The 26,095-nt window shown below is 39.3% G+C and carries 30 protein-coding genes and 1 pseudogene; 10 read left to right on the top strand and 21 right to left on the bottom strand.

Annotated features, from left to right (window positions below; genetic code table 11):
- Positions 1-255: 255 nt before the first annotated feature.
- Positions 256-1,140, bottom strand: coding sequence for a TraB/GumN family protein (locus NW213_RS05230; protein WP_258322055.1), 885 nt, complete (start codon positions 1,138-1,140; stop codon positions 256-258).
- 167 nt (positions 1,141-1,307) lie between these two features.
- On the opposite strand from NW213_RS05230, the gene NW213_RS05225 reads away from it, so the two are divergent.
- Positions 1,308-2,618 carry a sensor histidine kinase KdpD gene (locus tag NW213_RS05225; protein WP_258322054.1) on the top strand — a complete coding sequence of 437 codons (1,311 nt, stop codon included), beginning with the start codon at positions 1,308-1,310 and terminating at the stop codon, positions 2,616-2,618.
- A gap of 145 nt (positions 2,619-2,763) precedes the next feature.
- On the opposite strand, the gene NW213_RS05220 is transcribed toward NW213_RS05225, so the two are convergent.
- The gene (locus NW213_RS05220) at positions 2,764-3,024 is read right to left on the bottom strand and encodes a DUF3836 domain-containing protein (protein WP_258322053.1); all 261 of its coding nucleotides are present in this window, start codon (positions 3,022-3,024) and stop codon (positions 2,764-2,766) included.
- Between the two features lie 172 nt (positions 3,025-3,196).
- Between NW213_RS05220 and NW213_RS05215 the strand changes: the two genes are divergently transcribed.
- Positions 3,197-4,510 carry a sensor histidine kinase KdpD gene (locus NW213_RS05215; RefSeq protein ID WP_258322052.1) on the top strand — a complete coding sequence of 438 codons (1,314 nt, stop codon included), beginning with the start codon at positions 3,197-3,199 and terminating at the stop codon, positions 4,508-4,510.
- Between the two features lie 163 nt (positions 4,511-4,673).
- On the opposite strand, the gene NW213_RS05210 is transcribed toward NW213_RS05215, so the two are convergent.
- The 11 genes from NW213_RS05210 to NW213_RS05160 form a co-directional block, all read right to left on the bottom strand.
- On the bottom strand, positions 4,674-5,735 hold the full coding sequence (locus NW213_RS05210; RefSeq protein WP_258322051.1) for a hypothetical protein: 1,062 nt from the start codon (positions 5,733-5,735) through the stop codon (positions 4,674-4,676).
- A gap of 171 nt (positions 5,736-5,906) precedes the next feature.
- A complete protein-coding gene (locus NW213_RS05205; protein WP_258322050.1) occupies positions 5,907-6,143 on the bottom strand; it encodes a hypothetical protein in 237 nt (78 codons plus the stop codon).
- Positions 6,136-7,014: a CPBP family intramembrane glutamic endopeptidase gene (locus tag NW213_RS05200; protein ID WP_258322049.1), complete on the bottom strand. Its 879-nt coding sequence runs from the start codon at positions 7,012-7,014 to the stop codon at positions 6,136-6,138. The genes NW213_RS05205 and NW213_RS05200 overlap by 8 nt, the downstream gene beginning before the upstream one ends.
- Before the next feature lie 30 nt (positions 7,015-7,044).
- Positions 7,045-8,265 (bottom strand): hypothetical protein, encoded by a 1,221-nt coding sequence (locus NW213_RS05195; protein ID WP_258322048.1) that lies wholly within the window; start codon positions 8,263-8,265, stop codon positions 7,045-7,047.
- A gap of 26 nt (positions 8,266-8,291) precedes the next feature.
- Positions 8,292-9,251 carry a hypothetical protein gene (locus tag NW213_RS05190; protein WP_258322047.1) on the bottom strand — a complete coding sequence of 320 codons (960 nt, stop codon included), beginning with the start codon at positions 9,249-9,251 and terminating at the stop codon, positions 8,292-8,294.
- A 219-nt stretch (positions 9,252-9,470) separates the two neighbouring features.
- Entirely contained in the window at positions 9,471-9,677 is a 207-nt protein-coding gene (locus NW213_RS05185) for a helix-turn-helix transcriptional regulator (protein WP_235303562.1), read from the bottom strand.
- A complete protein-coding gene (locus tag NW213_RS05180; protein ID WP_258322046.1) occupies positions 9,634-10,152 on the bottom strand; it encodes a DUF2975 domain-containing protein in 519 nt (172 codons plus the stop codon). The genes NW213_RS05185 and NW213_RS05180 overlap by 44 nt, the downstream gene beginning before the upstream one ends.
- A 31-nt stretch (positions 10,153-10,183) precedes the next feature.
- Positions 10,184-10,366 carry a hypothetical protein gene (locus NW213_RS05175; protein WP_204392061.1) on the bottom strand — a complete coding sequence of 61 codons (183 nt, stop codon included), beginning with the start codon at positions 10,364-10,366 and terminating at the stop codon, positions 10,184-10,186.
- Positions 10,367-10,459: 93 nt separating this feature from the next.
- On the bottom strand, positions 10,460-11,860 hold the full coding sequence (locus NW213_RS05170; protein WP_258322045.1) for a S41 family peptidase: 1,401 nt from the start codon (positions 11,858-11,860) through the stop codon (positions 10,460-10,462).
- Positions 11,861-11,872: 12 nt separating this feature from the next.
- Positions 11,873-12,070, bottom strand: coding sequence for a hypothetical protein (locus NW213_RS05165; protein WP_204392057.1), 198 nt, complete (start codon positions 12,068-12,070; stop codon positions 11,873-11,875).
- Between the two features lie 38 nt (positions 12,071-12,108).
- Positions 12,109-12,720 carry a hypothetical protein gene (locus tag NW213_RS05160; RefSeq protein ID WP_258322044.1) on the bottom strand — a complete coding sequence of 204 codons (612 nt, stop codon included), beginning with the start codon at positions 12,718-12,720 and terminating at the stop codon, positions 12,109-12,111.
- A gap of 177 nt (positions 12,721-12,897) precedes the next feature.
- Between NW213_RS05160 and NW213_RS05155 the strand changes: the two genes are divergently transcribed.
- From NW213_RS05155 to cobC, 8 genes are all read left to right on the top strand, one after another.
- Positions 12,898-14,220: a sensor histidine kinase KdpD gene (locus NW213_RS05155; protein WP_258322043.1), complete on the top strand. Its 1,323-nt coding sequence runs from the start codon at positions 12,898-12,900 to the stop codon at positions 14,218-14,220.
- Between the two features lie 18 nt (positions 14,221-14,238).
- The gene (locus NW213_RS05150; protein ID WP_258322042.1) at positions 14,239-14,754 is read left to right on the top strand and encodes a PH domain-containing protein; all 516 of its coding nucleotides are present in this window, start codon (positions 14,239-14,241) and stop codon (positions 14,752-14,754) included.
- Positions 14,741-16,240, top strand: a complete 1,500-nt coding sequence (locus tag NW213_RS05145; protein WP_258322041.1) for a PH domain-containing protein — start codon at positions 14,741-14,743, stop codon at positions 16,238-16,240. The genes NW213_RS05150 and NW213_RS05145 overlap by 14 nt, the downstream gene beginning before the upstream one ends.
- Positions 16,241-16,332: 92 nt before the next feature.
- A complete protein-coding gene (locus tag NW213_RS05140; protein WP_154042902.1) occupies positions 16,333-17,034 on the top strand; it encodes a response regulator transcription factor in 702 nt (233 codons plus the stop codon).
- 19 nt (positions 17,035-17,053) lie between these two features.
- Positions 17,054-17,560, top strand: coding sequence for a bifunctional adenosylcobinamide kinase/adenosylcobinamide-phosphate guanylyltransferase (gene cobU / locus NW213_RS05135; RefSeq protein WP_204392033.1), 507 nt, complete (start codon positions 17,054-17,056; stop codon positions 17,558-17,560).
- 14 nt (positions 17,561-17,574) lie between these two features.
- Positions 17,575-18,615 (top strand): nicotinate-nucleotide--dimethylbenzimidazole phosphoribosyltransferase, encoded by a 1,041-nt coding sequence (cobT, locus tag NW213_RS05130; protein ID WP_258322040.1) that lies wholly within the window; start codon positions 17,575-17,577, stop codon positions 18,613-18,615.
- A gap of 28 nt (positions 18,616-18,643) precedes the next feature.
- Positions 18,644-19,393, top strand: coding sequence for an adenosylcobinamide-GDP ribazoletransferase (locus tag NW213_RS05125; protein WP_258322039.1), 750 nt, complete (start codon positions 18,644-18,646; stop codon positions 19,391-19,393).
- 13 nt (positions 19,394-19,406) lie between these two features.
- Positions 19,407-19,952 carry an alpha-ribazole phosphatase gene (gene cobC / locus NW213_RS05120; protein WP_258322038.1) on the top strand — a complete coding sequence of 182 codons (546 nt, stop codon included), beginning with the start codon at positions 19,407-19,409 and terminating at the stop codon, positions 19,950-19,952.
- 7 nt (positions 19,953-19,959) lie between these two features.
- On the opposite strand, the gene cbiB is transcribed toward cobC, so the two are convergent.
- The 8 genes and pseudogenes from cbiB to NW213_RS05075 form a co-directional block, all read right to left on the bottom strand.
- On the bottom strand, positions 19,960-20,916 hold the full coding sequence (cbiB, locus tag NW213_RS05115) for an adenosylcobinamide-phosphate synthase CbiB (RefSeq protein ID WP_258322037.1): 957 nt from the start codon (positions 20,914-20,916) through the stop codon (positions 19,960-19,962).
- On the bottom strand, positions 20,898-21,917 hold the full coding sequence (locus NW213_RS05110) for a threonine-phosphate decarboxylase (protein ID WP_258322036.1): 1,020 nt from the start codon (positions 21,915-21,917) through the stop codon (positions 20,898-20,900). The genes cbiB and NW213_RS05110 overlap by 19 nt, the downstream gene beginning before the upstream one ends.
- Complete coding sequence (locus tag NW213_RS05105) at positions 21,910-23,409, bottom strand: cobyric acid synthase (protein WP_258322035.1); 1,500 nt, start codon at positions 23,407-23,409, stop codon at positions 21,910-21,912. Before NW213_RS05105 ends, NW213_RS05110 begins: the two co-directional genes overlap by 8 nt.
- 157 nt (positions 23,410-23,566) lie before the next feature.
- Positions 23,567-23,798 (bottom strand): annotated as a pseudogene (locus NW213_RS05095) (cobyrinate a,c-diamide synthase); the annotation flags it as partial.
- 326 nt (positions 23,799-24,124) lie between these two features.
- Positions 24,125-24,364: a DUF3791 domain-containing protein gene (locus tag NW213_RS05090; protein WP_154043076.1), complete on the bottom strand. Its 240-nt coding sequence runs from the start codon at positions 24,362-24,364 to the stop codon at positions 24,125-24,127.
- A complete protein-coding gene (locus NW213_RS05085; RefSeq protein WP_258322034.1) occupies positions 24,354-24,851 on the bottom strand; it encodes a DUF3990 domain-containing protein in 498 nt (165 codons plus the stop codon). The genes NW213_RS05090 and NW213_RS05085 overlap by 11 nt, the downstream gene beginning before the upstream one ends.
- A complete protein-coding gene (locus NW213_RS05080) occupies positions 24,848-25,063 on the bottom strand; it encodes a DUF3791 domain-containing protein (RefSeq protein ID WP_118525515.1) in 216 nt (71 codons plus the stop codon). Before NW213_RS05080 ends, NW213_RS05085 begins: the two co-directional genes overlap by 4 nt.
- Before the next feature lie 722 nt (positions 25,064-25,785).
- Positions 25,786-26,094, bottom strand: coding sequence for a HigA family addiction module antitoxin (locus tag NW213_RS05075; RefSeq protein ID WP_258322033.1), 309 nt, complete (start codon positions 26,092-26,094; stop codon positions 25,786-25,788).
- Between the last annotated feature and the right edge of the window lies 1 nt (position 26,095).

The raw sequence follows: 26,095 nt of genomic DNA, 5'->3' as shown, positions 1-26,095 counted from the left end.
TACATCATTAAACTTTTAAGAGAAAAATCTGAAGGATTCTATTTGGTAAACTTTACTGACCGTTATTGTACGGATTTTTCCTTCCTCGTGTTCCGAAAAAAACGTGCGCACATTTCAGGTAAAACGTGCGCACGTTTAAGATCGAATGGGCGCACATTTAAACTCGAACGTGCGCACGCCTAAACGGCACTATAAATTCCAATAGAAATACAGTTATATAATGTATGATCAGATTCATATATTATAATTCATGGTCTATTTCATAGCCTCTACCCTATATCCCTGGTTCTGAAGCAACTTCAGCAAACCTTTTGGACCAGGCAAATGTCCGGCACCTACCACGAACAAGGTTGAGGACCGCTTCATAATGTCCGGTAACTGACGGGCCCAGTTGGCGTTACGTCCGTATATCAGTGCTTCCTGCTCTTCAGGAGTACTGTCGCAGGAATTGTTCATCTTTTCTTCAATGATAGAAAGCAGTCCATCCAAATCCTGTTTCATGTAAGCGCTGGTCATACGTAATGTCTGGTCAATACCCTGCTCAATATGCGTAGCGGCGCAGTGCAGCAGAAGTGCCTGACGTGCCAGAGTTTGCGAATTGTAAAGAACATTTACTTGTTCATCAATGGTTTCCAGACTTCCTACCTTCTTTCCTGCCTGTCGTGCCTGAGTCTGGAACCAAGTGTCAAGCTGTTCCTGCGGATTAAATCCTTTCAGCGATTTCATAGCCAAAGCCAATGCCAGTTGGGTAGTTACAGCCGCAGGTTTCAGCTTGTCGAACAAGGCAAGATCTACTCCTAAATAAGTCTTTACCACTGATGCTATGGTATCATATTGTGCCTTTGTGTAAAGACTTTTCAGTGTAGTATCAGCCGGCAGTACCATAGCCTGTTGCATCTTCATAACAGATTCAGGATTTGTAGCATCCTCCATCACAAGTTCACCATACACCTGTTCTGTCTGGTCAATAACCTGTTGCAGACTGGCTATACTGTCCTTGATACTGAGCGGTGCAAGGTGATGCGTTCCTATAACGTATGATGGTCTGTCAAGTCCGTTACCTGATATTTTCCATAACAGTTGCGCCTTAGCACCAAGCGTGATGCAGAACAGCAACGCGAATAATAGTGTCTTTTTCATTGTGTTCATTTTTTTAAGTTATACTTCATTTGTTATTTCTTATGTTGCAAATGTATGTGTAAAGAACAAAAGTTTATGTTATCAATACGTTATCTTTAGGTTAAAATGTTTTATGCAAAAGCTTAGTTATATATCTGCATAATGTTATTAACTTTGCAAATAAAAAAATGTCTAAACAGAAATACATTCATATAATAACAATTTTAGGGTTAATCTCCATCTTCTCACTGCAAAGCTTATGGCTTTGCAATACATATCTTTTTGTAAAAGAAGAAATTAAAAAAGAATGTACAGATTTATTTGACCAAGCATTATATAAAGAAGCTAATATAATATCCAAGAGTGTTCCTGAAGGAACCGTCATAGGTGGAGGAGCACCAAATGATTCTATTTCAATAACCACTTATATATATGACGGAATAAGCAAATTAGGCTATAAATATTCTTTATCAGAAATAGATTCACTTACTGATCTGCAACTAAGTAAAAAAAATATCAACTCTGAATTCATAGTCTGCGTCATTGATTCCAGCAAAACTATACAAACAAGTAAAAAGATAACAATTCCCAAGCTAGGAATCATCAAGACTGAGGTTATTCCCATAAAATTAGATAAATCCATTGGCATGCAGCTAGTTCTGATAAATCCATATTGGAATATATTCAATAAGATGTGGATTATATTCATAACAACAATCATAATGACTATTCTAACAATAGTCTGCACTGTCTATCAGATTAAATACATCTTCAAACTAAACAAAATCTCCCAAATCCGTGAGGACTTCTCATACGCCATGGTGCATGACATGAAAACACCCCTCAGCACTATTATGATGGTACAGGATATGCTGAAAAGCGGAAGACTGGAAGGCAAACCGGAGATAAAGAACAAATACATGAACATAGCGGAAAGCGAAACAGACCACTTGTTTGCACTCACCAACAAGATACTGACCATCTCAAAGCTGGAAAACCATAAACTGGAGATGAATAAAACAGAAGTCGAGCTTACACCGATAATAGAGAAACTGACTGAAAAATTCAAGGCAAAAGCACAGAAACCTGTAAACTTTACCATCAGCATGCAGGCCAAAACAGCTTATGCAGACAACGATTACCTTGGGGAAGTAATAAGCAATCTGATTGACAATGCCATCAAATACTCAAAGGAGAGTGTGGAAATAAACATCACCACTGAAGAAAGCGAGCGCTACACCATACTGAAAGTACGTGACAATGGTCTGGGCATATCAGAAGCCGACCAGAAAATCATTTTCCAGAAGTATGAACGCGCAGCGGCGGCAAAGCGCAGCCGCAAGAACGGAGCTTCAGGTTTCGGACTGGGCCTTAACTTTGTTGACCAGGTGATAAAGGCGCATGAGGGAAGAATATTCGTAAACAGCACAGAAGGAGAATTTACGGAATTTACCATCTATCTGCCGCTTGAAACTACAAGCGACAAGCATAATCTGTAAAGCACAAGACTGTTTATCATAGCGATTATATCATATACATCTAATGTATCATGTAAATACATAAAAAATCTCTGATATCCGGTATAATCCATACAGAATATCAGAGATTATAGAGTTAAACTTTTAAGAGAGAATTTGAAGGATTTTATTTGGTAAACTTCTCAGTCTCCTTCAATATATAACCGGAATTTCTTTCATCCCACTGATAAGTATTCTTATCGGTAACTTCACCATCTGCGTTATAGATAAAGTTTATCTTATACATACGTTTAAGATATTTACCTTCACTTACAGAATATGCCTCAATATTTGTAACTTTCTTATCTTCAGAGGCTACATTATAAACTACTTTAGGAGTTGACAAAGACACTGACGCTACTGCTGAAATGATTAATTCTGCTATCATAATAATTTAATTTTTAAGTTAGACTTCTTTTGTTATTTCTTATGCTGCAAAGGTATGCGCTAAGAACAAGAGTTTATGTTATCAATACGTTATCTTTAGGTTAAGAAGTTTTCTGCGAGAACTTTAGTTATATATCTGCATAATGTTATTAACTTTGCAATAAAACTGCTAAATGAAAACATATTATATCAGATTAATTACAATATTAGGTTTATCAATAATATTACTGGTTCAGTTTGTATGGTTAGCAAATTCATACAACTTTGTCAAGGATGAACTGAAAATTAAATCTACCAATATGCTGGAGCAGGCTATTATGGAAGAAACGTTCTCCAGATTACAAAATTTACCGATTGGAACTAAGGTTCAAAGTAGAACAGAGAAAGATAAAAATAGGAATGTTCCAGAGTTTGTTTATATGCAAGAATCTTTAGAACAACTAAAAAGCCCAATAATCCTTGACTCTATTAATCATATATACAAACAGTTATTATTGAAGAATAACTATCCAAGCGAATGTATGATATCTATTTCAAAAAATGATACCATCATACAACATATCGGGAATAAACCTTCCTCATTATTTTCTTTACAAACAGATAAAGTACCACTAAGAAAAGATTATTCCATAGTTATACAGGCTCAATTCGTAAACCCCAATAACCTTTTTTTCGGAAAGATGGGACTACTCCTTGTATCTACAACTATACTTCTCATTTTTGTAGTATTCTGCATAATCTACCAAGTAAGAATAATATCAAAAATCAATAAGATATCCCAAATCCGTGAGGACTTCTCATACGCCATGGTGCATGACATGAAAACACCTCTCAGCACTATTATGATGGTACAGGATATGCTGGAAAGCGGAAGGCTTGATACCAGACAGGAGATTAAGAACAAATATATGAGTATAGCAAAAAGCGAGACAGATCATCTGTTTGCTCTCACCAACAAGATACTTACCATCTCAAAGCTGGAGAACCATAAACTGGAGATGAATAAAACAGAAGTTGAGCTTACTCCAATAATAGAGAAACTGACAGAAAAATTCAAGGCCAAAGCACAGAAACCTGTAAACTTTATAATCAGCTTGCAGGCCAAAACAGCTTATGCCGACAACGATTATCTGGGTGAAGTATTAAGCAATCTGATTGACAATGCCATCAAATACTCAAAGGAGAGTGTGGAAATAAACATCACCACTGAAGAAAGCGAACGCTACACCATACTGAAAGTACGCGACAATGGTCTGGGCATATCCGAAGCCGATCAGAAAGTCATTTTCCAGAAGTATGAACGCGCAGCGGCAGCAAAGCGCAGCCGCAAGAACGGAGCTTCAGGCTTCGGTCTGGGCCTGAACTTTGTTGACCAGGTGATAAAGGCGCATGAGGGACGAATATTCGTCAACAGCACAGAAGGAGAATTTACGGAATTTACTATCTATCTCCCGCTTGAAACTCCAAAAAACATACACAATCGGTAAAACACAAGGCTGCTTATTATTATTGCAATAACATCATACACATCGAAAGCACCATGTATATCCATAAAAATCTCTGATATCCAGTACAAACCATGCAGAATATCAGAGATTATAGAGTTAAACTTTTAAGAGAGAATTGAAGGCTCTTGATATCCTCCTTCGATTATTTAACCTGAGAGAGATCTTCATTTAATATTCGCTCCAATTGTGGTGCTAATGGTGTTATTATTGTATTATCCATATTCCACTCAACCAGAGGTTTGTTTGATTTTGACTTCAATGCTTTTTTGTACTGTTTCATTTCGTCTTTTGTAATATAATTGTGTTCCAGAACATACAGTTCATCAAAGATTTCAATCATCTGTTCTTTGGAATCTTTCTTGTGGCTAAAGAATAACTTTCTATAGCTCTTTCTGTTTATTAAATCCATATAGGACTGATATTCTGAATTATAGATGTAATTCTCCGTCTGATAAAAGTTTTCGAGGCGTGTTGTGTAACCAAAAAGTGTTTTAGGCTTTTTCCCTTTTGTTGCAAGAACATCATATTCCACTCGTAATACTTTCTGTATAGTATCTATCCTTATTGCACCTCCAACTGTTTCATTTAACAGAAGTCGACTGTCTATACTATCAGTATTATATTTCCAGCCTTCTTTTTTCAGTGTTTCCATTAAAGTGAGTCCGTCCAGATTTGGAGTATAAATGTATTTATCCACAAGAGTGTTTGCCCTTTCCTTATCCTTATCAATCAATGAATCGTTCTGGAAGTTACGAATCTCTATAACAAGTTTTTCTGCATCTTTATGTTTTGTATCAATAAAGAAATCCAGGTATCCATCCCTGAAATATTTCATACAGGAATCATTCAATTGATAGCTTCTGAAGTAAGTCCTAAGATGAATATATTCTCTATTCTTCGCTGTAACTGTTACAGCATCCAGCTGATATTCGATAGGAGTTAGATAAATAGGAGTATCTTTCTTAAAAAGAGAGGATTTGACACTCTTAGGGTTGTACGCGATATGCTGAATAGTAACATTTTCATCGTTCAAGTCCTGAGGCAAGTTGCCCTCAATATCAGTCGTACCCACAACTGCTCCCTTATTGTTTAAAATCTGTGCATAAGATATACATTGACCGGTAGTTTTGTCAAGCAAGACAGCCTGCCCTGAAACATTAAGACTCACAAAGAGTAATAAAATGGTAAAGATCTTGAATTTCATACTTTCAATAGACTAAATTTATATTTTAAACGTAAATTACACTAATAAGCAAAAAATGAACCAAGAGTTGCTATAGTTCTTATGCCGCAAAGGTATGCGCAAAGAAAATTAGTTTATGTTATCGCTATGTTATCTTTAGGTTAAGAGACTAAGACTAAAAGATTTATCAAACTATGTATAAGGATGGCATAAACAATATTTCTGCTGCTTTATCGAGTATCTGCTATCAATGCCATAGGCGCATAGTACTGCAGCAGGTACGCAAACGACACTGCCTACAACATCTGCCATATGAAAATCATTGATATGGTTCTCATATACATACGGGCGATATGTGTGCGACAGTACCAGCCCGATAACGGCAATCAGAATACCTGAAATTATAAACTTCAGTTTCAAATCATTCATTTTCCTTAAGATTCTTAGATACAAGTTTTATTAATACAAAAACAGAAGGAAGTAATAATATCGTACATATAATAGAACCTTCAAATCCAAACAATCCACCATTTATTAAATTGTAAGAAGGGTATTCTAATGTTATAAGTGATTGATAAAATTCTCCACCACTGACATTGAAACCAAAAATGGAACCTTGTAGCCAATTCCATGCACAATGTGAAATTACAGCCGTCCAAAGACTTCCGGTCAATAAAAAAATACAGCCATCAAAAAAACCACCTAAAAAAAGATTAACAGCTGAACAGATACTCATATCGGGATTTGCTAAATGTAAAGCAGAAAAAATGAGAGAGGTTATACTTAAACTTATCCAGATATTCAAACCAGAGCGACATAAACGTGTCAACAAATAACCCCTTATAAGAATTTCCTCATAAAAAGCACCAAAAATGAACATTATCAGACTTAAAGATAAATCTTTCCAATGTAATTGAACTGCTGATATATTTGCTGAACCACTCAATATACAAATTATCAGTCCGAGAGTGAATACTATAACAGTCCACAATATAATAATCTTAGAAAATTTTCTTAACTTATTATAAGAACACAGGCCAAGTTCGCTTAAAGGACGTCTGTCTATGATACAATGCAAAAACAAGACAACCAAAGACACCATTGAACAGGACAGTATAGCAGACAACAAATAATATTGGTCGTTTTCATAACCAGTTGAGCCCAATAAAGACAAAGTGCATTCCTCTGCTATCAAGGCTCCAAAAAAGAAACCCAAAATTAAAAGCAGCAAATCACCCCAAAGAGGTATTCTATTTTTCTTTTCAATATAACACATAAACATAACCTTTTTATCCTCCATTATTTATTCAACCAAAGACAAGTTAGATACTTATCCTTTTCCGCATGATAACAAATATCTTCCTTTCCCATTACGCTCTATCTCCAAAGTAAGGCTCTTTGCTTGTCGGATATATGATTCTAATCTGCCGCTTGAAACGGACATTATGTCGAATTCGTTTGCTCCTTTATCAATAGCTATAACCTTATCACCTAACATTAATCCTGCTTTTTCTGCCGGCCCATTTATTTCCAATGCCGTAACACAAATAGTATTGTTGAGGACATTAAGGCGTAAACCGAGTGAAGGCAGCCCGTCTTTAATGGGCTGAAGTGCCCCATCAGTACGTTTTTTGATATATAGATCTCCATTAGCAAGTATGAAATTGATCTTTCCGGCAAAGATGTTGCCAGCAACATTTCTGTCAATTGATGGTATGTAACTTAACGTACAGTCTGGTATGGCTATCCCATTACAAAACACGGTAATATCATGAAACTCCGCAATGGTATCGGTTAGCCCCTCTCTACGATAGTTGATATACATTCTCGGTGTTTGGCGTTTTCGTAGCGTCTCATAAACGTTCTTGTCTATTATGATGTCATAATTCGAACCCAAATCAAACATCACGTTCAAAGTATCAGTCTGTTCACTATACAGCTGTAAATCATTTACGCCTTCTTTTGCAAGAGTAAACTCTTTACTCTCATGTTGCAACAACTGTTCATTGTCTGGTGCAAACATGACTATTTCATTGCTATCCAAGTCAAATTTCCAACCTATGTTTTCCATGATGGCCCGTCCTAATACCGGTCTGTAAAGCGCATTATACATACCGTTATCTTTCGGGACTGACGTGAAAATAACTCCTTCCAATTTCCCATTTCCAAGAGTGATATCATTCACTTTATATAGTTTTGAGAAATAGACTTGTTTGTAGAAGTTAAACGTTGGCATAGGCTTTCGCTTCCAGTATTCCGCTTCATATCGGTCAAGAACTTCTTGCTTGGCAAGCGAAGTAGATGCTTGTGTATCAAATAAGAGTGTATCAGTATATTGATCGTTTACTGTAGCAACGACTCCAAAACAACCGTTTGGGTCACGAATTATCGGGAAGGTCTGATAGAAATCTACACTTATATTTTCAACAGCTTTGCTTTGTTCTACATTGAAGTTTCTAATCCAAAAGATTATGTAAACAAGATATATAAGCACACAAATAAATAGGATTGACAGTATGCGGAATATATAACGAAAGTATTTTTTTATCATATAATTAGAATTTGTTTTTTGCTCAATTATTCTCTCACTTTCAGATAGAGATCTTTATTCGGCTTGCCATGTTCATTAAGGGAATGATGTAATACAAAATTGCAATGGTGCATAAATTCGGCTCCGATATAGTTGGTATTCACAATGCGGCTGTTCACAATCTCACAAGAATCAATCCGTGTTCCGGCAATCGTAACAGGGATCTTGAAAATAGAAAGTGTATCAGTTAATTCTTCTCCGTGCTTCGTGATTTCTTCTTTATAGTGGAAATGCGTTTTAAGCCGATCTGCAAGAGCGTTATTTATTTCTAATACTCCAGCATAACCCATATCGAGTGTAAAGCATACTTTATCATTTATTCCTTCAATATAAATCGGAATGGAATCTTCACGAAGACCTTGAGGATAATAAATCATACCTATAGTTTCCTTTGCCAACAGGTCTTTATTATTGGAATGAAAAAGTGTCATCATTCCAGTTTCTGTATCAAATTTCCATGTGCCGATAGCCAACATTTCAGTTCCGAAAATGCCTTCATCTATTACGTTGTATATTATATTATCCTTACTGATGCTGTTAAACATTGGTTCTTGTATGCATGCATCACCAAAAGAAATAGAAGTAAATGTATACAACTCAGGCGAATCTTTTTTCTGATAAGCATTGGTACTTTTAATAGGCAGATTTCCCCAGTATTCGCCACTATACGCATGGATGGAATCTTCTCGCATGAGACTCGTTGCTTGCGTGTCGATGCGGAGAGGTACTTTATATTTGCCGTTAATGACACAATCAATCAAAAACCACCCCTCTTCACTGTATTGAATTGGATATTGATAGCAAGCATTTTCCGGTAGAGTTGAACGGTAAGCAAGTGTATGTGAACTATAACGGACGAACGGATAAGCAAGCCAAGCAATTATTGCACTGATTAATACTATTAATATCGCCGTGATAATCAAATTACGTTTTGTCTTTTTCTTCATTGCTTTATTTTTTTATATAAATTCATTGAAAAGAATTATCTTTAAGTTGAGTAAACAGGGTAATTTGTCAATATATATTTTACAACAAATTCGCTATATTCACTATAATATGTTGCTACATAAAATCTATATTACATATAAGTTTTGCAAGATTAATGACTTATACTGCAAAGGTATGCGCTAGGAACAAGAGTCTATGTTATCTTTAGGTTAAGAGATTCATTTTTCTCTATACTCCAATATATCTCCAGGCTGGCAGTCAAGTTCCTTACAGATAGCCTCCAAAGTAGAGAAGCGAATAGTTTTGGACTTTCCAGTTTTAAGTATGGAAAGGTTTGCCGGAATAAGGTCTATACGTTCTGCCAGTTCACCAAGCGAAATCTTACATTTCGCCATCATTACATCCAAGTTTACTATTATAGGCATATATGTCAGTTTTTAATCTATCAAATGTCAATTCCTGTTCTTCTTTCATACGTATCCCTATCTCAAAAATATAGGCTATAAGCACAAACATCATACCTAATATTATAAACAGTACACATACTTCAGTAGGCATTTCAAGAGGACTTAAATGAGATATAACACTTATCAGTACTCCAGATAATGTAGTTGAAATTCCTATAGCATTCAGGATACGTTTATTTACCCTGCTGAAAATGTTTCCTTTTCTTACATTATATACCATAACGTATGAAAGAACACCAATAAACATTATGGCATATCTTTCTATACCAACTACGAGGGCGTGCCATATAAATGTGCCGCTATCATCTTTTCCCATCTCATAACAAAGTTCCAGTATATTAGGAAATCCGTACATAGCTGCGGCTATTATTGTTATCATAGAAATAACCTCGCAATATCTTACAAGTTTTTTATCAGGCTTAATCTTATTCATAATTCTATTTATATTAAATAGTCAAATTTGATTACTTCTTTTTTGTATAAACAACCAGGAAAATGGACAATGTACTAATAAGAACTCCGACGAGTATTCCAAAGGCTATTCCTATTTTAATGTTTCCAACATTTGCTCCGATTGCTGCACCGAGCATAAGGCCTAAGGCTAAAATCGGTCCACTGATCAAATAGTATTTATATTTATTGTTCATACTTTTTAGTTTTTCCAGTTATCATTATGCAACAAAGGTATGCGCATAGAACAAGAGTTTATGTTATCGCTACGTTATCTTTAGGTTAATGCTTCACTCATCAGACAAATTCATTTCAATCCATTCCCAGCATTTATCAATACCCTTCAACCTTTCAACCATAGACATAGGTATATGAAAATCAGGATATAAACAATCCAGCTCATTGCGACTCACATCCGGTCTTTCAAAGTAAGAATGACTTATATAGCCCTTTGTGCCTGTAAATGGCAGTTCAACAGGCAATACATCACCAAAACAAGTAGGCTTCTGTGAAGTCGGAGTTCCTATAATGGGGAAAAGATGATTATCCTTTATAGTTGTAAGCAAATAATTTGCACTACTGAAGGTGTTCTGGCCTTGTATGAATATTACCTTCCCTTCAAAACGGTTCTTTATTTTTGGAAGAGAATGCAAGTTCTCAAAATCTCCCATTGTAATAAGTTCTTCTGATTTACATTTGCTGCAATCATAGAAATCAGGCATACACTTGAAAAGAAAATCAGATTTTCTGACAAATGTCTTATATCTTGATATACTGTCCGTATCAACCCCAAGATATTGTAGAAGCTGGTCGCCAAGCATACTATTTCCTCCGCCATTATAACGCATATCTACTACCAGTTTCCGTATATGATGCTGCTTTATATCGGCATCGATCTTGTCTATAAATTCAAGAAATGACGGCAGGAAGTTCAGATAATTATCCTCAACTTTGGTACCCGTAATCTGACATAATTGCAAATACGACTGTAAATCATACATCGCATTAAATTGCAGATAGCATTTATCTTCAATTATCTGATAGGAAAACAAATCATCACGCTTCACGGTAACAGGATATGGAGGGAACTTCACTTGATGCCATCCGGAACGATTCTCTGTTTCCGACTCAAAAAGCAGACTATTTCCATCGTGAAAGTCAAGACAAACTCCATTTGCAGTATCTACTCCTATCTGATGCAGAAATGCTTTGCGATTCAGATAAAAACTCCATAGCCCTGCCTTTACTTCATTCTCCGAGGGCATTGCTTTACGCATAGCCGACCTGACATCTTTAACGGATATTCTATTTATGGAAACAATCTCTTTTCCCGTGAAATCAGGATATTCTGGATCTATAGCATACAGATAAAAACAGCCTTCATAATATCTTATCTCGTATGGATAAATTAATCCATCTTCAGGCATGAAATAAGTATGTGCGTCTTCAAGTATGGCTAACAGAGAATTCAAGGCAAACTGGAAGTGCTGCAAGTCTATCACACCTTTCATTTCATGGCAGATTTTCTCTGCCTGTCTTTCAAATCTGTTGAATCTTTCAGGATTAACTATACTGACAGGATGAAATAACCTGATAAAATGCAACAGATTCATTACCTCATTCTGATATTTATTGTAACTTTCATCAGAGAAGGTTACCGGTATTTTATGAAAAGTATTATTGTCCATCATGATATCATGATTTTAAGAATCTTCTTTATTTTCATCACTTGAGTTTTTATCTGAATTGGCAAAAAATAAGTAATACATCGTACCAAACATATTTCCTAATGCAATACCTACAGCTAACTTATCCATCGCAACACCCAAAACTATTCCTAATAACACACCCCACAACAAACAAGTTGCAAAACTTAGCTTTTTATTTCCTTTTTTATTCATACAATCAAATAGAATAATATTACTAAATTAGCCATATACTATCTCATATTTTCGTCTGCCTTATATCTGCACAAAGCCTGTCCACTGTAATGGCGCAGTCTCCATACAATACAGGTTTCATCAAAGAAGAACATTATTGATAAAAGGCCAAAGTAACATATAGAAATATCACCTATTATAAAGCCCAACAACAAAGGGATATATCCGCATACACAGTGTGCAAGAATATTAGCTGTACGGAAATGAATTATCCTCATATCTCCTTTATAAAAGAGACGTACGGTATAGTTATGTTTGTTATATATTACCGCAAATTTACTATATGACCGAGGATTGATTATAATATAAACGACAGCCTGAATTAACCAGTTCAATAAAATACCACAAAGCAAACTGGAAAGTATTAAATATTCGCCTTTACTGAAAAATTTCCCTGAAGTTACATCCATACTTTCAATCCCATGTACGGCATAAAACAAGAACAGAATAACAGGAAAGATAATAATAAAGATTACAATTACTTTTAAATTTATATGCTTAGGTTCTGTGATGTCTATCATCACTTCCTCTCCTTCAGGGCCTCTTCCATATGAAATCAATGTTCCTTTTCCGGATGACTGTCCGCTAAAATATTTCTTAAACGCTTTCATATCTATTGCATTTTTTCATCTTATTCTTTATCACACTGCAAATATAATGTGATACAATCAAATCATTTGTTATCCTTATGTTATCTTTAGGTTAATACTTCAATTTATGGTTTATATTAGTAATCATAATATTATATTTGCATTGAAAAACCATTAAAAAGTCATATAATATCATATATGGAGACTTCAAAACGTAAGAAAAACATATTATTCATCACCATACTGTCTGTCGTAGGACTTGTCGGGGCTATGGCTCTGCAGATGATATGGATATACAATTCGTATGAACTGATAAGAAACGATTTACTCAAAGTAAGTTCTGAAGTATTTGAGAAAGCTCTAAGAGAAGAAACGAACTTAGCCTGTAAGGAAATTCCTGAAGGTACAGAAATACTAGCCGGTCCTGAAAGTGACTCCATACCTTCAATAACATATCTGTATGAAGGCATACAAAATCTTGGCATTGAAATGTCAATCAACAGAATGGATTCTTTAGTAGAAATATTTCTGAAAGACAAGGATATAAGCAATAATCATTATATAAATATTATTGACATTAAGAATGATACTATCATAAAAAGTACCTCTGAAAATCAAGCTGATTTAGACGACAGATTGAATTCTAAAATCATTCCTATAAAAACAGATTTGTCACAAGGAGTACAGTTGGTATTATTAAATCCTTATATTTATATTTTCAAGCGTATGGGCCTGATGCTTGCCGGTACATTCATCATAATGCTGCTCGTAATCGTCTGCATCAGCTATCAGGTAAGATTCATTTCACGCTTCGAGAAGATTTTCCAGATTCGCGAGGACTTCTCATACGCCATGATACACGACATGAAAACACCGCTCACGTCCATCATCATGGCGCTGAATTTCCTCAGAAGCGGAAAGCTTGACAACAGGCAGGAAATGAAGGACAAATATTTCGACATTGCCGAAAACGAGGCAGACCACCTGCTTACCCTTACAAATAAAGTGCTGACAATCTCCAAACTGGAAAACCATAAACTGGAGATGAACAGAACAGAAGTTGAGCTTACTCCTATAATAGACAAACTGACCGAGAAGTTCAAGGCAAAATCGCAAAAGACGGTGAATTTCATAACAGAAATAAAAGCCGAAACAGCTTATGCCGACGCTGAATATCTGGAAGAGGTACTCAGCAACCTGATAGACAATTCCATAAAATATTCGGATGAAAGCGTGGAGATAAAAATAAGCACTGCTCAGGACGACAGATACACTATGATGAAGATACGCGACAACGGATTCGGTATCTCAGAAAAAGACATTCATCTGATATTCCAGAAGTTTGAACGCGCGTCCGCAATAAAGCGTAGCCGCAAAAACGGCGCATCGGGTTTCGGACTCGGACTGAGCTTTGTCGATCAGGTGGTAAAGGCACATCACGGGAAGATATTTGTTACCAGCATTGAAGGTGAGTTTACTGAATTTATAATATATTTGCCTCTGACAGACAGTGAGGAATAAACCAAAATCAATAATAATATGACAAACAGACAATTGAACTTTGATAACATAGACAAGGTGGAGAACCTCATTTATACTCCGCTGGAAAAGAAATACCTGAAAGTACAGATAGTAAAAACAGTATTGGTTTATATCATCTTTATGGGACTCACACTTCTGCTCCTTCTGGCAGAGGAGTTCACCTGTCGTGTGGCAACGACAATCGGCATAGAATGTGTTTTCCTGACAGCTATGATTGTAAATCTTTTTCTACTTCCCAAGGCCTATGCCTACAAAGGATTCGCCATCCGCGAGCATGACATCACATTCCGTTCGGGGATCATATTCCCTTCTGTAATTACGATTCCTTTCTGTAAGATACAGCAGGTCAGCGTACGCCAGAACCCGATAACACGCATTTTCGGGCTTTATGCCATCGACATCGTAAACGGTGCGCAGATGCTTGAAGCTACCAGTATTCCGGGACTGACTGAAGATAAAGCAAACGATATTAAGGCACTTATAACAGAAAGCATAAGAAATGAAAATAAATGATTTCTCAATACCGCGCAGGATGAGCAAAAGCGCTTTCGTGATTTTCTTCGTGAAGGCTCTGAGAAGCTATGCAAGTCTTATCCTGATACTTTTCACTGTCAGGATATTCGATTCGTCCGATGAAACTTCTGTCATGGAATATATAATAATGCTTCTGTCCTATCTGGCAGGATTCATTGCCTTATCGCTGATAACCGCATTCCTAAGCTTCTACTTCAAAAAATATTATGTTGAGGACGGTAATCTGATTTTTATCCATGGTGTAATACAGCATGAAAGGACAAGCATCCCTCTGAATAAGATTCAGTCTTTACGTACCAAGAGCGGTCTCATCTATCGTATGCTTGATATGAAAGGCATCTCGTTCGACACGCTTGCATCGCGGACTGAAGAGATAGAACTCATCCTTGACGATGACGACTGGGATGCTCTGTTAAGCCGTGTGGAGACTCAGGAAAATACACAGGAGGAAGTACAAGAGACTGAAGCTACGGAACAGGAGGCTACAGCAAACACCAAGACCGTGAAACTGGAGGTAAGCAACCTGAATCTGATTAAAGGTGCTCTCTGCCAGAATCACCTGAAAGGCATGGCTGTGCTGTTCGGTGTGCTTGCCACGCTGTACAATCAGATAACTTCCGTCAACGACAAAGCCGCAAATTATTTCATTGACTATGTAGAGACACATGCCGATTCTTCAGCATTCTCTGTTACAGCTGTTTTAACGGTCATCGTGATATTGTACTTAGTAATACTGATCTTGTGGATGGGAAAGGTTTTCCTGCAATACTTCAATATGGATATACGTATGGGCGAAAAACAGCTTTTCTTCGAAAGCGGACTGATTACGCGCAACAGCAGCCGGTTCTCGTTCGACAAGGTATGTACGCTTTACGTAAAAAGGAATATCATTGAAAACTGGTTGGGCTGCTGCACTATAATGGTAAGGCAGGCACTGAATGCCACAGACGAAAAGAAAGGTGCCGACGTAAAGATTTACGGTTCATCGCATGACGGAAACTTCCTGAGCTGGTGGCTGGGGAAAGACTATACCTCCTCGCCCACTGTCATTTCTGCCCGTTCAGGTTATGGTCTGCTTGGCTACACCATAAGATTCGACATTCTGATTTCGCTGGCAGTAGCCATAGTCTTGTGCCATTACGGACAATACATCTGGCTTTTTGCTCCCATAGCTTATATGCTGGTTTCGCTTGCCAAGGGACTTCTTGCGGTACGCAGAAGCCATATTACCCTCAAAGAGGACTATATGGAAATAAGCAACGGAAAGTTTGCCGAGATTTATAATTATGTGAAGTATGACAATATAGAGGTAGTACGTATGGTTTCCACTCCTTTCACACCATATTATCACAGGGTGAAACTGGTGATTTCCACAAATGGAACATCATTCGCCATAAGAAGTCTGAAAGAGCACGAGGCAAAGGAGATATACGAACTGTTGTTACTTAACTGCCACAATAATTAAATCATATTTTCAGCTCTATTCAATTTTTATTTTACAAAGACACAGAGAATACGATATTTTGAATACCTTTGTGTAGAAAAATCAGAAGAACAATGATAAAACTGTTATTAGTAGAAGACGACAAGAATCTTTCATACATAGTCCAAAGCGGACTACAGGATATAATTGGCGGATATGAGGTAATCACCGCATTCAATGGCAAGGAGGGTTTGCAGGCATGGGAGGAACATCATCCTGACATCATCATATCGGATATAGACATGCCGGTGATGGACGGTTTCGAGATGGTACGCCATATCAGGGAAACGGACGGTGACACCCCTATCCTTTTCGCCTCTGCACTTACATCGCCAAAGGACGTCAGAAAAGGTTATGACATAGGTGTGAACAACTACGTTAAGAAGCCATTCATCCCTGATGAACTGGATGCCCATCTGCACGCCATTCTGAAAATGAAGGAAGGCTCGAAGACACGCGATGAAAGCGGAATGTGCAAGTTCGGGAAATATACTCTTGATGCAGGACACGCTACGCTGCACAACAATGAATCGGGCAATAACACTACACTGACTGCAAGAGAGGCACAGGTTCTGCAACTGCTTGCCGAAAACAAAGACGAAGTGGTAAGAAGAGAGGTTATCCTGAACCGTTGCTGGGACAAGAATGATGATTATTTCGCTTCGAGAAGTCTTGATGTGTTCATCACAAAATTGCGAAAGCTGTTCGAAAACGACCCTCAGATAGAGATCAAGACAGTAAGAGGTGTTGGACTTATGCTTACTGTAGGGCAGTAAGTATTATTTACAGAAAGCTATGAAAAAAATTATTCTAATAACCGGAGGACAACGCTCCGGCAAGAGTACATACGCTGAAAAGCTTGCACATCAGCTAACGGACAGGCCTGTCTATCTTGCCACAGCAAAGATATGGGACGAGGAGTTCCGCCAGCGCGTATTGCGCCATCAGCAAAACCGCGGTCCGGAGTGGACTAATATAGAGGAAGAAATGGAATTAAGCAAGCACAATCTGGAAGGAAGGGTTATCGTGATAGACTGTATCACACTTTGGTGCACTAATTTCTTCTTCAAGCATCATGATGTCCAGAAAACACTGGACTCAATAAAAGCAGAGTTCGACAAATTTACCGTTCAGGACGCGACATTCATTTTCGTGACAAACGAGATAGGTCTTGGAGGAGTATCAGAGAATGAGATACAGCGCAAATTCACAGATGTCCAAGGATTTGCAAACCAGTATGTAGCTTCGAAAGCCGATGAAGTGATTTTCATGGTTTGTGGTATTCCAATGAAGATAAAATAAAAAATAATCAGAAAATGAAAGAGTTTAATATCAAACCAATACACGATCCGCAGTTTGAACTGGAAGTAATCGACAAAATAGACAATCTTACAAAACCAAAAGGTTCTTTGGGCCGACTAGAAGAGCTTGCCAAACAGATTTGCATGATCCAGCATACACTTTCTCCACGTTTAAGCAATCCATACAACATTCTGTTTGCCAGCGACCACGGTATAGTGGAAGAAGGAGTTAGCGTCTCTCCAAAAGAAATAACATGGCAGCAACTATATAATTTCCTGGATGGTGGTGCTGGAATAAACTTCCTGTGCCGACAGCATGGATTTGAACTGATGCTGGTAGATGCCGGAGTAGATTATGACCTGCCTTATGACCGTGGAATAATCAACATGAAGGTAAGAAAGAGTACCCGCAATTATCTTCGTGAGGCGGCAATGACCAAAGAAGAAATGGAACTGTGCATAGAGAGAGGAGCTGAATGCGTGGAAATGGCCCATAATAAAGGATGCAACATAGTAAGCTTCGGCGAGATGGGTATAGCAAACACATCAGCCTCATCACTTTGGATGTCATCTTTCGCGAATATACCATTGAGGCAATGTATCGGTGCCGGAGCAGGACTGCATGCCAAAGGCATTGAGCACAAATATCAGGTCCTGAAACAGGCACAGGACAATTTCAAGGGAGAGCACACTGCCGAAGAAATCATTTGCCGTTTTGGAGGATACGAAATGGTAATGGCTATAGGAGGAATGCTTAAAGCCGCCGAACTCAGGATGATTATCCTTGTTGACGGATTCATTATGAGCAACTGCATACTTGCTGCTTCGCAACTTTATCCTGAAGTTTTGCAATACGCAATTTTCGGTCATCAGGGTGACGAAGCCGGTCACCGTATTCTGCTGGAACATCTCAAAGCATCGCCGCTGCTTCATCTCAATCTTCGTTTGGGCGAAGGAAGCGGAGCTGTCTGTGCCTACCCTATAGTAGATTCTGCAGTCAGAATGCTAAATGAGATGGACTCATTCAAAAAAGCGTCTATAACAAAATACTTTTAAACTCTAAAGACTAAAAAAGACTATCGGAATGAATCAGATTCTTGCAGCTTTTATATTCTTTACCCGTCTGCCGTTCTGGAAAATCAAAAGCGTACCGGACGAATGTTTCAAACATGTAGTCAGCTATTGGAGTTTCAGCGGATGGCTCACGGGCGGTATCATGGCGATATGTTTCTGGGGTATAAGCCAGATACTTCCGGTCCCAATAGCGGTAATAGCGGCGCTTACTGTCCGTCTTCTCATAACCGGAGCATTGCATGAAGACGGACTTGCCGATTTTTTCGACGGCTTTGGAGGCGGAAGAGACAGGGAGAGCACTCTCAGAATTATGAAAGACTCCCATATCGGTACATACGGTGTACTGGGATTAATCATATACTATCTTCTGGGGTACCAGCTCCTGAGTTCCATAAATCCGTCATACACTCCGTTTATACTGCTATGCTGCGATTCTTTCTGTAAATTCGTATGCAGTCACATATTATGGCTACTGCCTTACGCCCGTAAAGAAGAAGAAAGCAAAGCCAAGGTTATATACTCAAGACAAAACTATAAGGAAGAAACAGCATCAGCCATCGGAGGACTGCTTCCGCTTGTATTCATGTCTCACAGTTTCTTCATAACACTGCCGGTTCCGATACTGGTATTTATCTATATACAACACCTGTTGCGAAAACGATTGGGTGGATATACAGGCGACTGTTGCGGAGCGTCATTTCTGATATGTGAACTGTCAATGTGGTTCTCCATTGCAATAGTTTCAGGATTGATCCGATAAAAACCTAAATACGATGAGTACAGGAAAAAAGAAGAAAATAGTATGGGTGAGACATACCACCCCAGATGTAATCCCGGGAACATGTTACGGCCAGACTGATGTACCGTTAAAAGCTTCATTTGAAGAAGAGGCATTAAGATGCGCCGGACAGCTAAAGAAATACTCATTCCAGAAAGCATATACCAGTCCACTCTCACGCTGCACACGGCTTGCCGGGTTCTGCGGCTTCAAGGAAGCTGTCCATGACCCGCGGCTTATGGAGATGAATTTCGGCAACTGGGAGATGAAGCGTTATGACGAGATAGACGATCCATATCTGTCCCGGTGGTTAGACGACTACCTCCATCTTCCCGCACCTAACGGCGAATCTCTGGAGATGCAATATTCCAGGATATCATCCTTTATTGATGACATTCTTAAAAAGGAAGAAAACGAAATCGTGGTTTTCTCCCACGGCGGAAGCATAGTATGTGCTATGATTTATGCCGGTATGGCAACATTCGAGAACGGATTCAGCAAACAGCCCTCTTATGGTGAAATTGTAGAGATGGAGTTCTGATACCCGACTACGAGACAGGAAGAACACCTGACGACATATAAACCACGGCAGCCACAATGACGATCATAAAGACTTCGGAAACTCTGTTTATACGGATGGCCACATCGACATCCTCGCGTACAAACTTACGATTGTTACTGCCGATAAATGGTTTATACACCAGTTCCCCGAAATAATTGTGAGGTCCTCCGAAACGGCAATTCAAGATACCGGCAAGCGCAGCCTCCGGATAACCGGAATTAGGACTTGCGTGTTCATGCCCGTAACGAAGCACAAATCTCAACAGCGACGGACGTCCGGAAGCCATTACCATCAGAAAAGCAGTGATACGTGCCGGTATAAAATTGGCGGCATCGTCAATCTTTGCCGCACAATATCCAAACAGTCTATAGCGTTCATTCTTGTACCCTATCATCGAATCAAGGGTATTTATCATCTTGTAAGTCAGCATGCCCGGTACACCCAGCAGCATGAACCAGAATAACGGAGCAATCACCCCATCACTCAGATTTTCAGCAAGAGTTTCCAATGCAGCGGCACGTACTTCCTGACCGTCAAGCTCGTTTGTATCCCTGCCTACAATACGTGCAACCTGCTTCCTGCCTTTTTCAAGCGACACTTCCATAGCGTCGAATACCATCCTGACCTCGTCTATCAATGTTTTTCCTGCCAGACAATAGAACACCGCGACTGACGAAAGAAGCACACCAGCCCAGTTACTACATGAAGAAACATATTTCAAGAGGAAATAGGAGGCTATAAAAACAACCGCTATAAGCAGCAAGGCCGTGAACGCTCCCTTTATGCGACGGAAACGTCCACTATTCAGTCTATGTTCGAAAAAGCGAATCATATTTCCGAAACCTATCACAGGATGAGGCAGCCAAAGAGGGTCGCCCAACAACTTGTCCAACACTACTCCCGCCAGTAACGGTAACAATACATTCAACGTATGCAAATCCATTCTTTAATACAATTAATCAGTTCATCATTTTCTTCAGGCATCTGTACGGCAATCCTGAAGAAACGTTCATCAAGTCCATCGAAATTCGAAGCGTCACGAATCAATATTCCTTTTTCCACTGCCAGGAAAGTTTTCAGTTCCGAAGCCTTACCTTTTTTCAGGCGCACAAGCATATAGTGAGTATCCGATTTCATGACATCCATCTCCCCTGTCATTTCCAGAGCAGAAGCCACACGGTCTTTCTCACGGAGCAACGCAGGCAAATCGATTTCAAACTCATCATGATGAGTCAGCAGATAATGGCCTGCCGATATGGCAAGAGCATTGACAGACCACGGCATCTTGCACTTCTTCAAGCGGTTTATCAGTTCCGGATTTCCGGTAACTCCACCCAACCTTAGCCCCGGAATGGCAAAATGCTTTGTCATGGAATGGAGCAACAGCACATTCGGCAACATAACAGTTTCCTTGGCCGACAATAATGGGACTGCAGTAAAAGCCTCGTACGACTGGTCTATTACAAACAGACATCCCGGATTATTGACTATCATCTTACGGAGCTCATCCACATCCACGGCTTTCCCCGTAGGATTGTTAGGATTACATATCCAGCATATGTCGCAACCGAAAATATCCATCCGCTCAAAAGAATATGACTTTATGATTTCATGCGAATGTAACCTGCACGCATCGGCATATTCGCTGAATGTAGGCATCAGAATTACCGAACGGCTTTCCCTGAAAGCCTGGGCTATAAGATAAATAGCTTCGGTAGCTCCGTTTGTGACACAAATCGAAGCATCCACAATATCCAGTTGCTCCGCCCACAATCTTTCCAGGGAATATGGCTCCGGTTCAGGATAAGAACGTATGCATGATATCACACTGCACAAATAGGCATTAAGCCCGTCATGAGAAACATTTCCATAAACATTCGAGCTGAAATTCATACGGATTCCATTCCTGTACTGAAAAATATCATCACCGTGTCCTTTAATCATTATCTGAAAGTATTTTATACAACAATGGCATATTTATGTGCGAACGAACATGAGCAGCCAGTCTGTCATACTGTTCTTCCTTAAATGATAGATAATCGGATATATTCCCTTTTTCAATGTCTGTATAAGGCGCCAACAGATAATTGACAACAGCTTCATTATCCAATATTCCATGCATATACGTACCAAAACATTTCTCTCCCACTCTCCATCCTTCGGCTGTTCCATCCTGCAGATAATTCAAAGGAACTGCATCACTGTCAGCCGATAAAATGCTTTGTCCCATATGAATCTCATATCCTTTGCAGGTATCTCCGTCCTTATCCAGAAATCTGAATTCAGTCTGGCGTGTAACCTTTTCCGACAGCATGACAGTAGAAACAGGCAACAGTCCAAGTCCCGGCAAACGGCTTATTCCTCCTTCCACACCGTCCGGATCTTCTACAGACAGTCCCATCATCTGATAACCTCCACAGATACCGAAAACGGTTGCCCCGTTTCGTGCCGCCCTGACTACAGCCTCGACCACTCCGTTCCGGCGCAGTTCCAGCAAATCATCCAGAGTACTTTTTGTTCCAGGCAATATCACTATGTCAGCCTTGCTTATCTCCTCGGTATTATTGGTATAATACAGATTTACACGCTCGTCCCGCTCCAAACGGTTGAAATCAGTAAAGTTTGACAAATGACGCAACAGGACGACCGCAATGTTAACCTTTCCGCTTACTGCCGCACGCTGTTTCTGCTGCAATTCCAGAGAATCCTCCTCTTCTATATAGATTTCCTTATAATAAGGAATCACGCCAAGCACCGGCACACCGCAAGTCTCCTCCATCATTTTCATGCCCGATTCAAACAGGCGCAAATCGCCACGGAACTTATTTACTATTATTCCCTTTATGCGCTTGCGGTCTTCCGGCAACTGCAATGCAATAGAGCCGTAAGCACTGGCAAACACACCGCCACGGTCGATATCAGCCACCAGAATTACATCCGCACCGGCATACCTTGCCATCGGCATATTGACAAGATCTGTATCCCTAAGATTAATTTCGGAGATACTTCCCGCACCTTCCATCACTATAGGATTATAACGCTCCGCCAGTCTGTCGAAAGCAGCACATACCTCACGGCGCAACTCGTCCCTTCCCTCTTTGCGGAAATATTCGTATGCACTGCGGTTACCTATAGGCTTTCCGTTCAATACCACTTGCGATGTATGATCCGAGCTCGGTTTCAGCAGCAGAGGATTCATATCCGTATGACACGGCACACCTGCAGCCTCCGCCTGTACAGCCTGCGCCCTGCCTATCTCCAGACCTTCAGGAGTGGCATACGAATTGAGAGCCATATTCTGTGCCTTGAAAGGAGCCGGACGATAACCGTCCTGCAGGAAAATCCTGCACAATGCCGTTGCCAGAACACTCTTACCAACATCACTGCCTGTGCCCGCCAGCATCAAAGGGTGTAATCGTTTGATATGTATAGTCATTGATTTCTAAATTTGATTATTATTGATCAGAATCTTTTTTCTTTCTTTTGTAAGAAAATTTCAACCATTTTTCTTCCTGCCATTGTTGCCTTTGCATCTCGAACCTGGCCATGACAATAAAATTGAAAGCGGCATCCTTCGCCAAAGCTATTTTCGGCCGGTCATAACCGTCGAACAGGCCCATCACACCTTCAACCACACACCGACGCGTCTTTAGCGTAATGATAATAAACCTCACCCACGTGACATTCAGAAGCCATCCAAGTATCCAGATTTACAGTTTCCCTACCGGCGGCTATTGTATGAAATTTTCCGTCAATGTAATCTGGACCGCATTTAAACGGTTGTACACACATTCCCTTTCTTTTGAGAACGCGCAACAGTCCCATCGTAAACGTAGTTTTTCCGCTTCCTGACGCAGCAGCACCAATCAAAACTGAGGTTTAACTGACAACATATAGTCTCCTATCCTTTTATAAAACGGACACAAAAGTACGAATAAAACAACAGATAACCAACTAAATTGTCAGGACGCCAATAAAACCATTCTTAATAATACGCTTATCTTATCTCACTTTTCAATAACTGCCGATACAACCTCTCTCAGCGGCAAATTGTCCGATTTTGGTATAAGTTATATATTTACAAGCCTAACCATTTTCCCCAAAAAAGCACGAAGCCCCATACTTACGGTATAAAAGTCATAAAGAAGTTATCAGTTCACCTGAAGGTGGACTTCAGAAGGATTATTTCCTTTCCATTCCATCAGCAATTCATCGGCAAGATATTCATCGCTAAGGCAATGCATATCAGCAACTCCATTGCTTATAAGTTTATAAGTTTCAGAATCATAAAAGAAGGCAAGCGCATCTTCGTATTTTATCTGTAACTTATCTGCAAATAAGCGGACAATACGCGCATATTTCATCTGCAATACTATTTTATCAGCCAACATATTCACCTCCTTCTGCTTTTATTTCTTCCGCCCCAATAAAATGTAAATGGTGTAAAAGTACATCTTGATTTAATATACACAGCTGATGATTGGGATGTTCATATGCCAATCTGCCAAGCGCATCTTCTTTACTCATAGCTCCTGAGAAAAACAAATCTATTGTATTAAATACTTTATCATTGGCTATACCTCCTTCCACAATATCGTACATCATTTCATTAAGTCCCTTACGGCATTTACCAACGTAATCCAACCACTCTTCATCATAACTTTCAAATACTTTCACAACATAGCCTGACAACTCCTCATCCAACAGATATTCATTGACAAAAGCACGCTTGCCACGCAATAAAAAACGCTGTGCATACTTTTCTGCCTGAATGCGTATAGATGTCAAATAAATGCCCTTGCCAAAATCCAGATGTTCACGTGAATGATATACATCGGGAGTTTCTATCACCCTGTCCGAAGCATGATACAGTCTCATTCCAAAACTCCTTTCTCCTTCATATATGAAATCAAGTCGTCCACAATATATTCTTTACTGAATGTATGTAGCACCTCATATCCCGGTAATAGATATTCAGTAAGAATACCAGATGAGCGCAACATACCATATACTTTACCTGCACTCATTTTCAAAGCATCAGCCAGACTGCCGACACAAAACGTTGTAAAACACAGCTGTTCAAAATTCATAAAATTACAAATTGAAATGTGAGGTATATGCAAATATAAAACTTATTAATTAGATATAACCCTGCCAGCATATATTTTTTCGTTTTCTTAGGCCTTTATGATTTTCACTCTTTTCCTTCCTTACATTCCTAAAGCACGAAGCCCCCGGCAAAGTAAATCTGCCGAAGGCTCCTGTTTTTTATTCTCTTATCTCGCTTTTCAATAACCTCCAACACAACCTTTCTCACAATCGGCATGTGCCTGACGGAAGCCGGAAGACAAATGGCTGGGCATTGCAGACGGCTTTAAGGCTATATGGATAGAAGAAGACCGCGAACAACTGAAAGGAAAGGGAAAGGATAAGGATATACTGCGAAACCTGCAATTCACCCGGCGGTATATTAAAGGCAAGAATGTTGTCCTGCTGGATGATGTACTCACTACCGGAGAAAGTTTCAGGCAGCTGAAACGAAAAATGGAACAACTGGGAGCATTGTCCGTTGTCGGGGTGTTCCTGGGAAAGACAGTGTAATATTTTGATTCTTTTGTTTATTTCTTATCTTTTTAGTCTAGTGATTGCCTTTTCTTATTCTTCCACTTCACCAGCAACTAACAGAAATCTCATACTTACAGCATATTGGCTTTTTTCAATATGGCACGGGCTATTATCAATCCAAAAGACCTGTTCCACCTTCTCCTTTTATCAGGAGAAGCGGGACAAGAAACTTTCTATGTAACGTGAGCTACAGCATGGCGGCATACTTGCGTACCTGCTTCAGACGCTCCATAAAAGAGGGGTCTGCAGCCGCCTGCTGCATATTGCAATCAAGCTGCATCCGCATCAGTAGCGAAGCACTGATACCCAAAGCTGCCTCGAAAAGCATCGCTGTCTGCGTAGTAATCGGCCCGCGGCAGTTGAGAATGTCATTCAATACCTTGTAGGAGATGCCCATCTGCTCGGCCAATCTGCGCTGCGAGAGCTTGCGTTCTTCGGTCTCTTCCTTCAGCAGTTCGCCCGGATGTATAGGGCGTTGACAGATGTATTTTCCCATA

This window comes from Bacteroides sp. ET336 (genome assembly GCF_024733815.1).
Lineage (GTDB): Bacteria > Bacteroidota > Bacteroidia > Bacteroidales > Bacteroidaceae > Phocaeicola > Phocaeicola cellulolyticus.
This window is presented reverse-complemented; position numbering and strand designations above follow the sequence as displayed.

Excerpts from the sequence above, each read along its gene's own strand:
- NW213_RS05230 (WP_258322055.1), bottom strand. The coding sequence starts at position 1,140 with ATGAAAAAGACACTATTATTCGCGTTGCTGTTCTGCATCACGCTTGGT.
- NW213_RS05225 (WP_258322054.1), top strand. The coding sequence starts at position 1,308 with ATGTCTAAACAGAAATACATTCATATAATAACAATTTTAGGGTTAATC.
- NW213_RS05220 (WP_258322053.1), bottom strand. The coding sequence starts at position 3,024 with ATGATAGCAGAATTAATCATTTCAGCAGTAGCGTCAGTGTCTTTGTCA.
- NW213_RS05215 (WP_258322052.1), top strand. The coding sequence starts at position 3,197 with ATGAAAACATATTATATCAGATTAATTACAATATTAGGTTTATCAATA.
- NW213_RS05210 (WP_258322051.1), bottom strand. The coding sequence starts at position 5,735 with ATGAAATTCAAGATCTTTACCATTTTATTACTCTTTGTGAGTCTTAAT.
- NW213_RS05205 (WP_258322050.1), bottom strand. The coding sequence starts at position 6,143 with ATGAATGATTTGAAACTGAAGTTTATAATTTCAGGTATTCTGATTGCC.
- NW213_RS05200 (WP_258322049.1), bottom strand. The coding sequence starts at position 7,014 with ATGGAGGATAAAAAGGTTATGTTTATGTGTTATATTGAAAAGAAAAAT.
- NW213_RS05195 (WP_258322048.1), bottom strand. The coding sequence starts at position 8,265 with ATGATAAAAAAATACTTTCGTTATATATTCCGCATACTGTCAATCCTA.
- NW213_RS05190 (WP_258322047.1), bottom strand. The coding sequence starts at position 9,251 with ATGAAGAAAAAGACAAAACGTAATTTGATTATCACGGCGATATTAATA.
- NW213_RS05185 (WP_235303562.1), bottom strand. The coding sequence starts at position 9,677 with ATGCCTATAATAGTAAACTTGGATGTAATGATGGCGAAATGTAAGATT.
- NW213_RS05180 (WP_258322046.1), bottom strand. The coding sequence starts at position 10,152 with ATGAATAAGATTAAGCCTGATAAAAAACTTGTAAGATATTGCGAGGTT.
- NW213_RS05175 (WP_204392061.1), bottom strand. The coding sequence starts at position 10,366 with ATGAACAATAAATATAAATACTATTTGATCAGTGGACCGATTTTAGCC.
- NW213_RS05170 (WP_258322045.1), bottom strand. The coding sequence starts at position 11,860 with ATGATGGACAATAATACTTTTCATAAAATACCGGTAACCTTCTCTGAT.
- NW213_RS05165 (WP_204392057.1), bottom strand. The coding sequence starts at position 12,070 with ATGAATAAAAAAGGAAATAAAAAGCTAAGTTTTGCAACTTGTTTGTTG.
- NW213_RS05160 (WP_258322044.1), bottom strand. The coding sequence starts at position 12,720 with ATGAAAGCGTTTAAGAAATATTTTAGCGGACAGTCATCCGGAAAAGGA.
- NW213_RS05155 (WP_258322043.1), top strand. The coding sequence starts at position 12,898 with ATGGAGACTTCAAAACGTAAGAAAAACATATTATTCATCACCATACTG.
- NW213_RS05150 (WP_258322042.1), top strand. The coding sequence starts at position 14,239 with ATGACAAACAGACAATTGAACTTTGATAACATAGACAAGGTGGAGAAC.
- NW213_RS05145 (WP_258322041.1), top strand. The coding sequence starts at position 14,741 with ATGAAAATAAATGATTTCTCAATACCGCGCAGGATGAGCAAAAGCGCT.
- NW213_RS05140 (WP_154042902.1), top strand. The coding sequence starts at position 16,333 with ATGATAAAACTGTTATTAGTAGAAGACGACAAGAATCTTTCATACATA.
- cobU (WP_204392033.1), top strand. The coding sequence starts at position 17,054 with ATGAAAAAAATTATTCTAATAACCGGAGGACAACGCTCCGGCAAGAGT.
- cobT (WP_258322040.1), top strand. The coding sequence starts at position 17,575 with ATGAAAGAGTTTAATATCAAACCAATACACGATCCGCAGTTTGAACTG.
- NW213_RS05125 (WP_258322039.1), top strand. The coding sequence starts at position 18,644 with ATGAATCAGATTCTTGCAGCTTTTATATTCTTTACCCGTCTGCCGTTC.
- cobC (WP_258322038.1), top strand. The coding sequence starts at position 19,407 with ATGAGTACAGGAAAAAAGAAGAAAATAGTATGGGTGAGACATACCACC.
- cbiB (WP_258322037.1), bottom strand. The coding sequence starts at position 20,916 with ATGGATTTGCATACGTTGAATGTATTGTTACCGTTACTGGCGGGAGTA.
- NW213_RS05110 (WP_258322036.1), bottom strand. The coding sequence starts at position 21,917 with ATGATTAAAGGACACGGTGATGATATTTTTCAGTACAGGAATGGAATC.
- NW213_RS05105 (WP_258322035.1), bottom strand. The coding sequence starts at position 23,409 with ATGACTATACATATCAAACGATTACACCCTTTGATGCTGGCGGGCACA.
- NW213_RS05090 (WP_154043076.1), bottom strand. The coding sequence starts at position 24,364 with ATGTTGGCTGATAAAATAGTATTGCAGATGAAATATGCGCGTATTGTC.
- NW213_RS05085 (WP_258322034.1), bottom strand. The coding sequence starts at position 24,851 with ATGAGACTGTATCATGCTTCGGACAGGGTGATAGAAACTCCCGATGTA.
- NW213_RS05080 (WP_118525515.1), bottom strand. The coding sequence starts at position 25,063 with ATGAATTTTGAACAGCTGTGTTTTACAACGTTTTGTGTCGGCAGTCTG.
- NW213_RS05075 (WP_258322033.1), bottom strand. The coding sequence starts at position 26,094 with ATGGGAAAATACATCTGTCAACGCCCTATACATCCGGGCGAACTGCTG.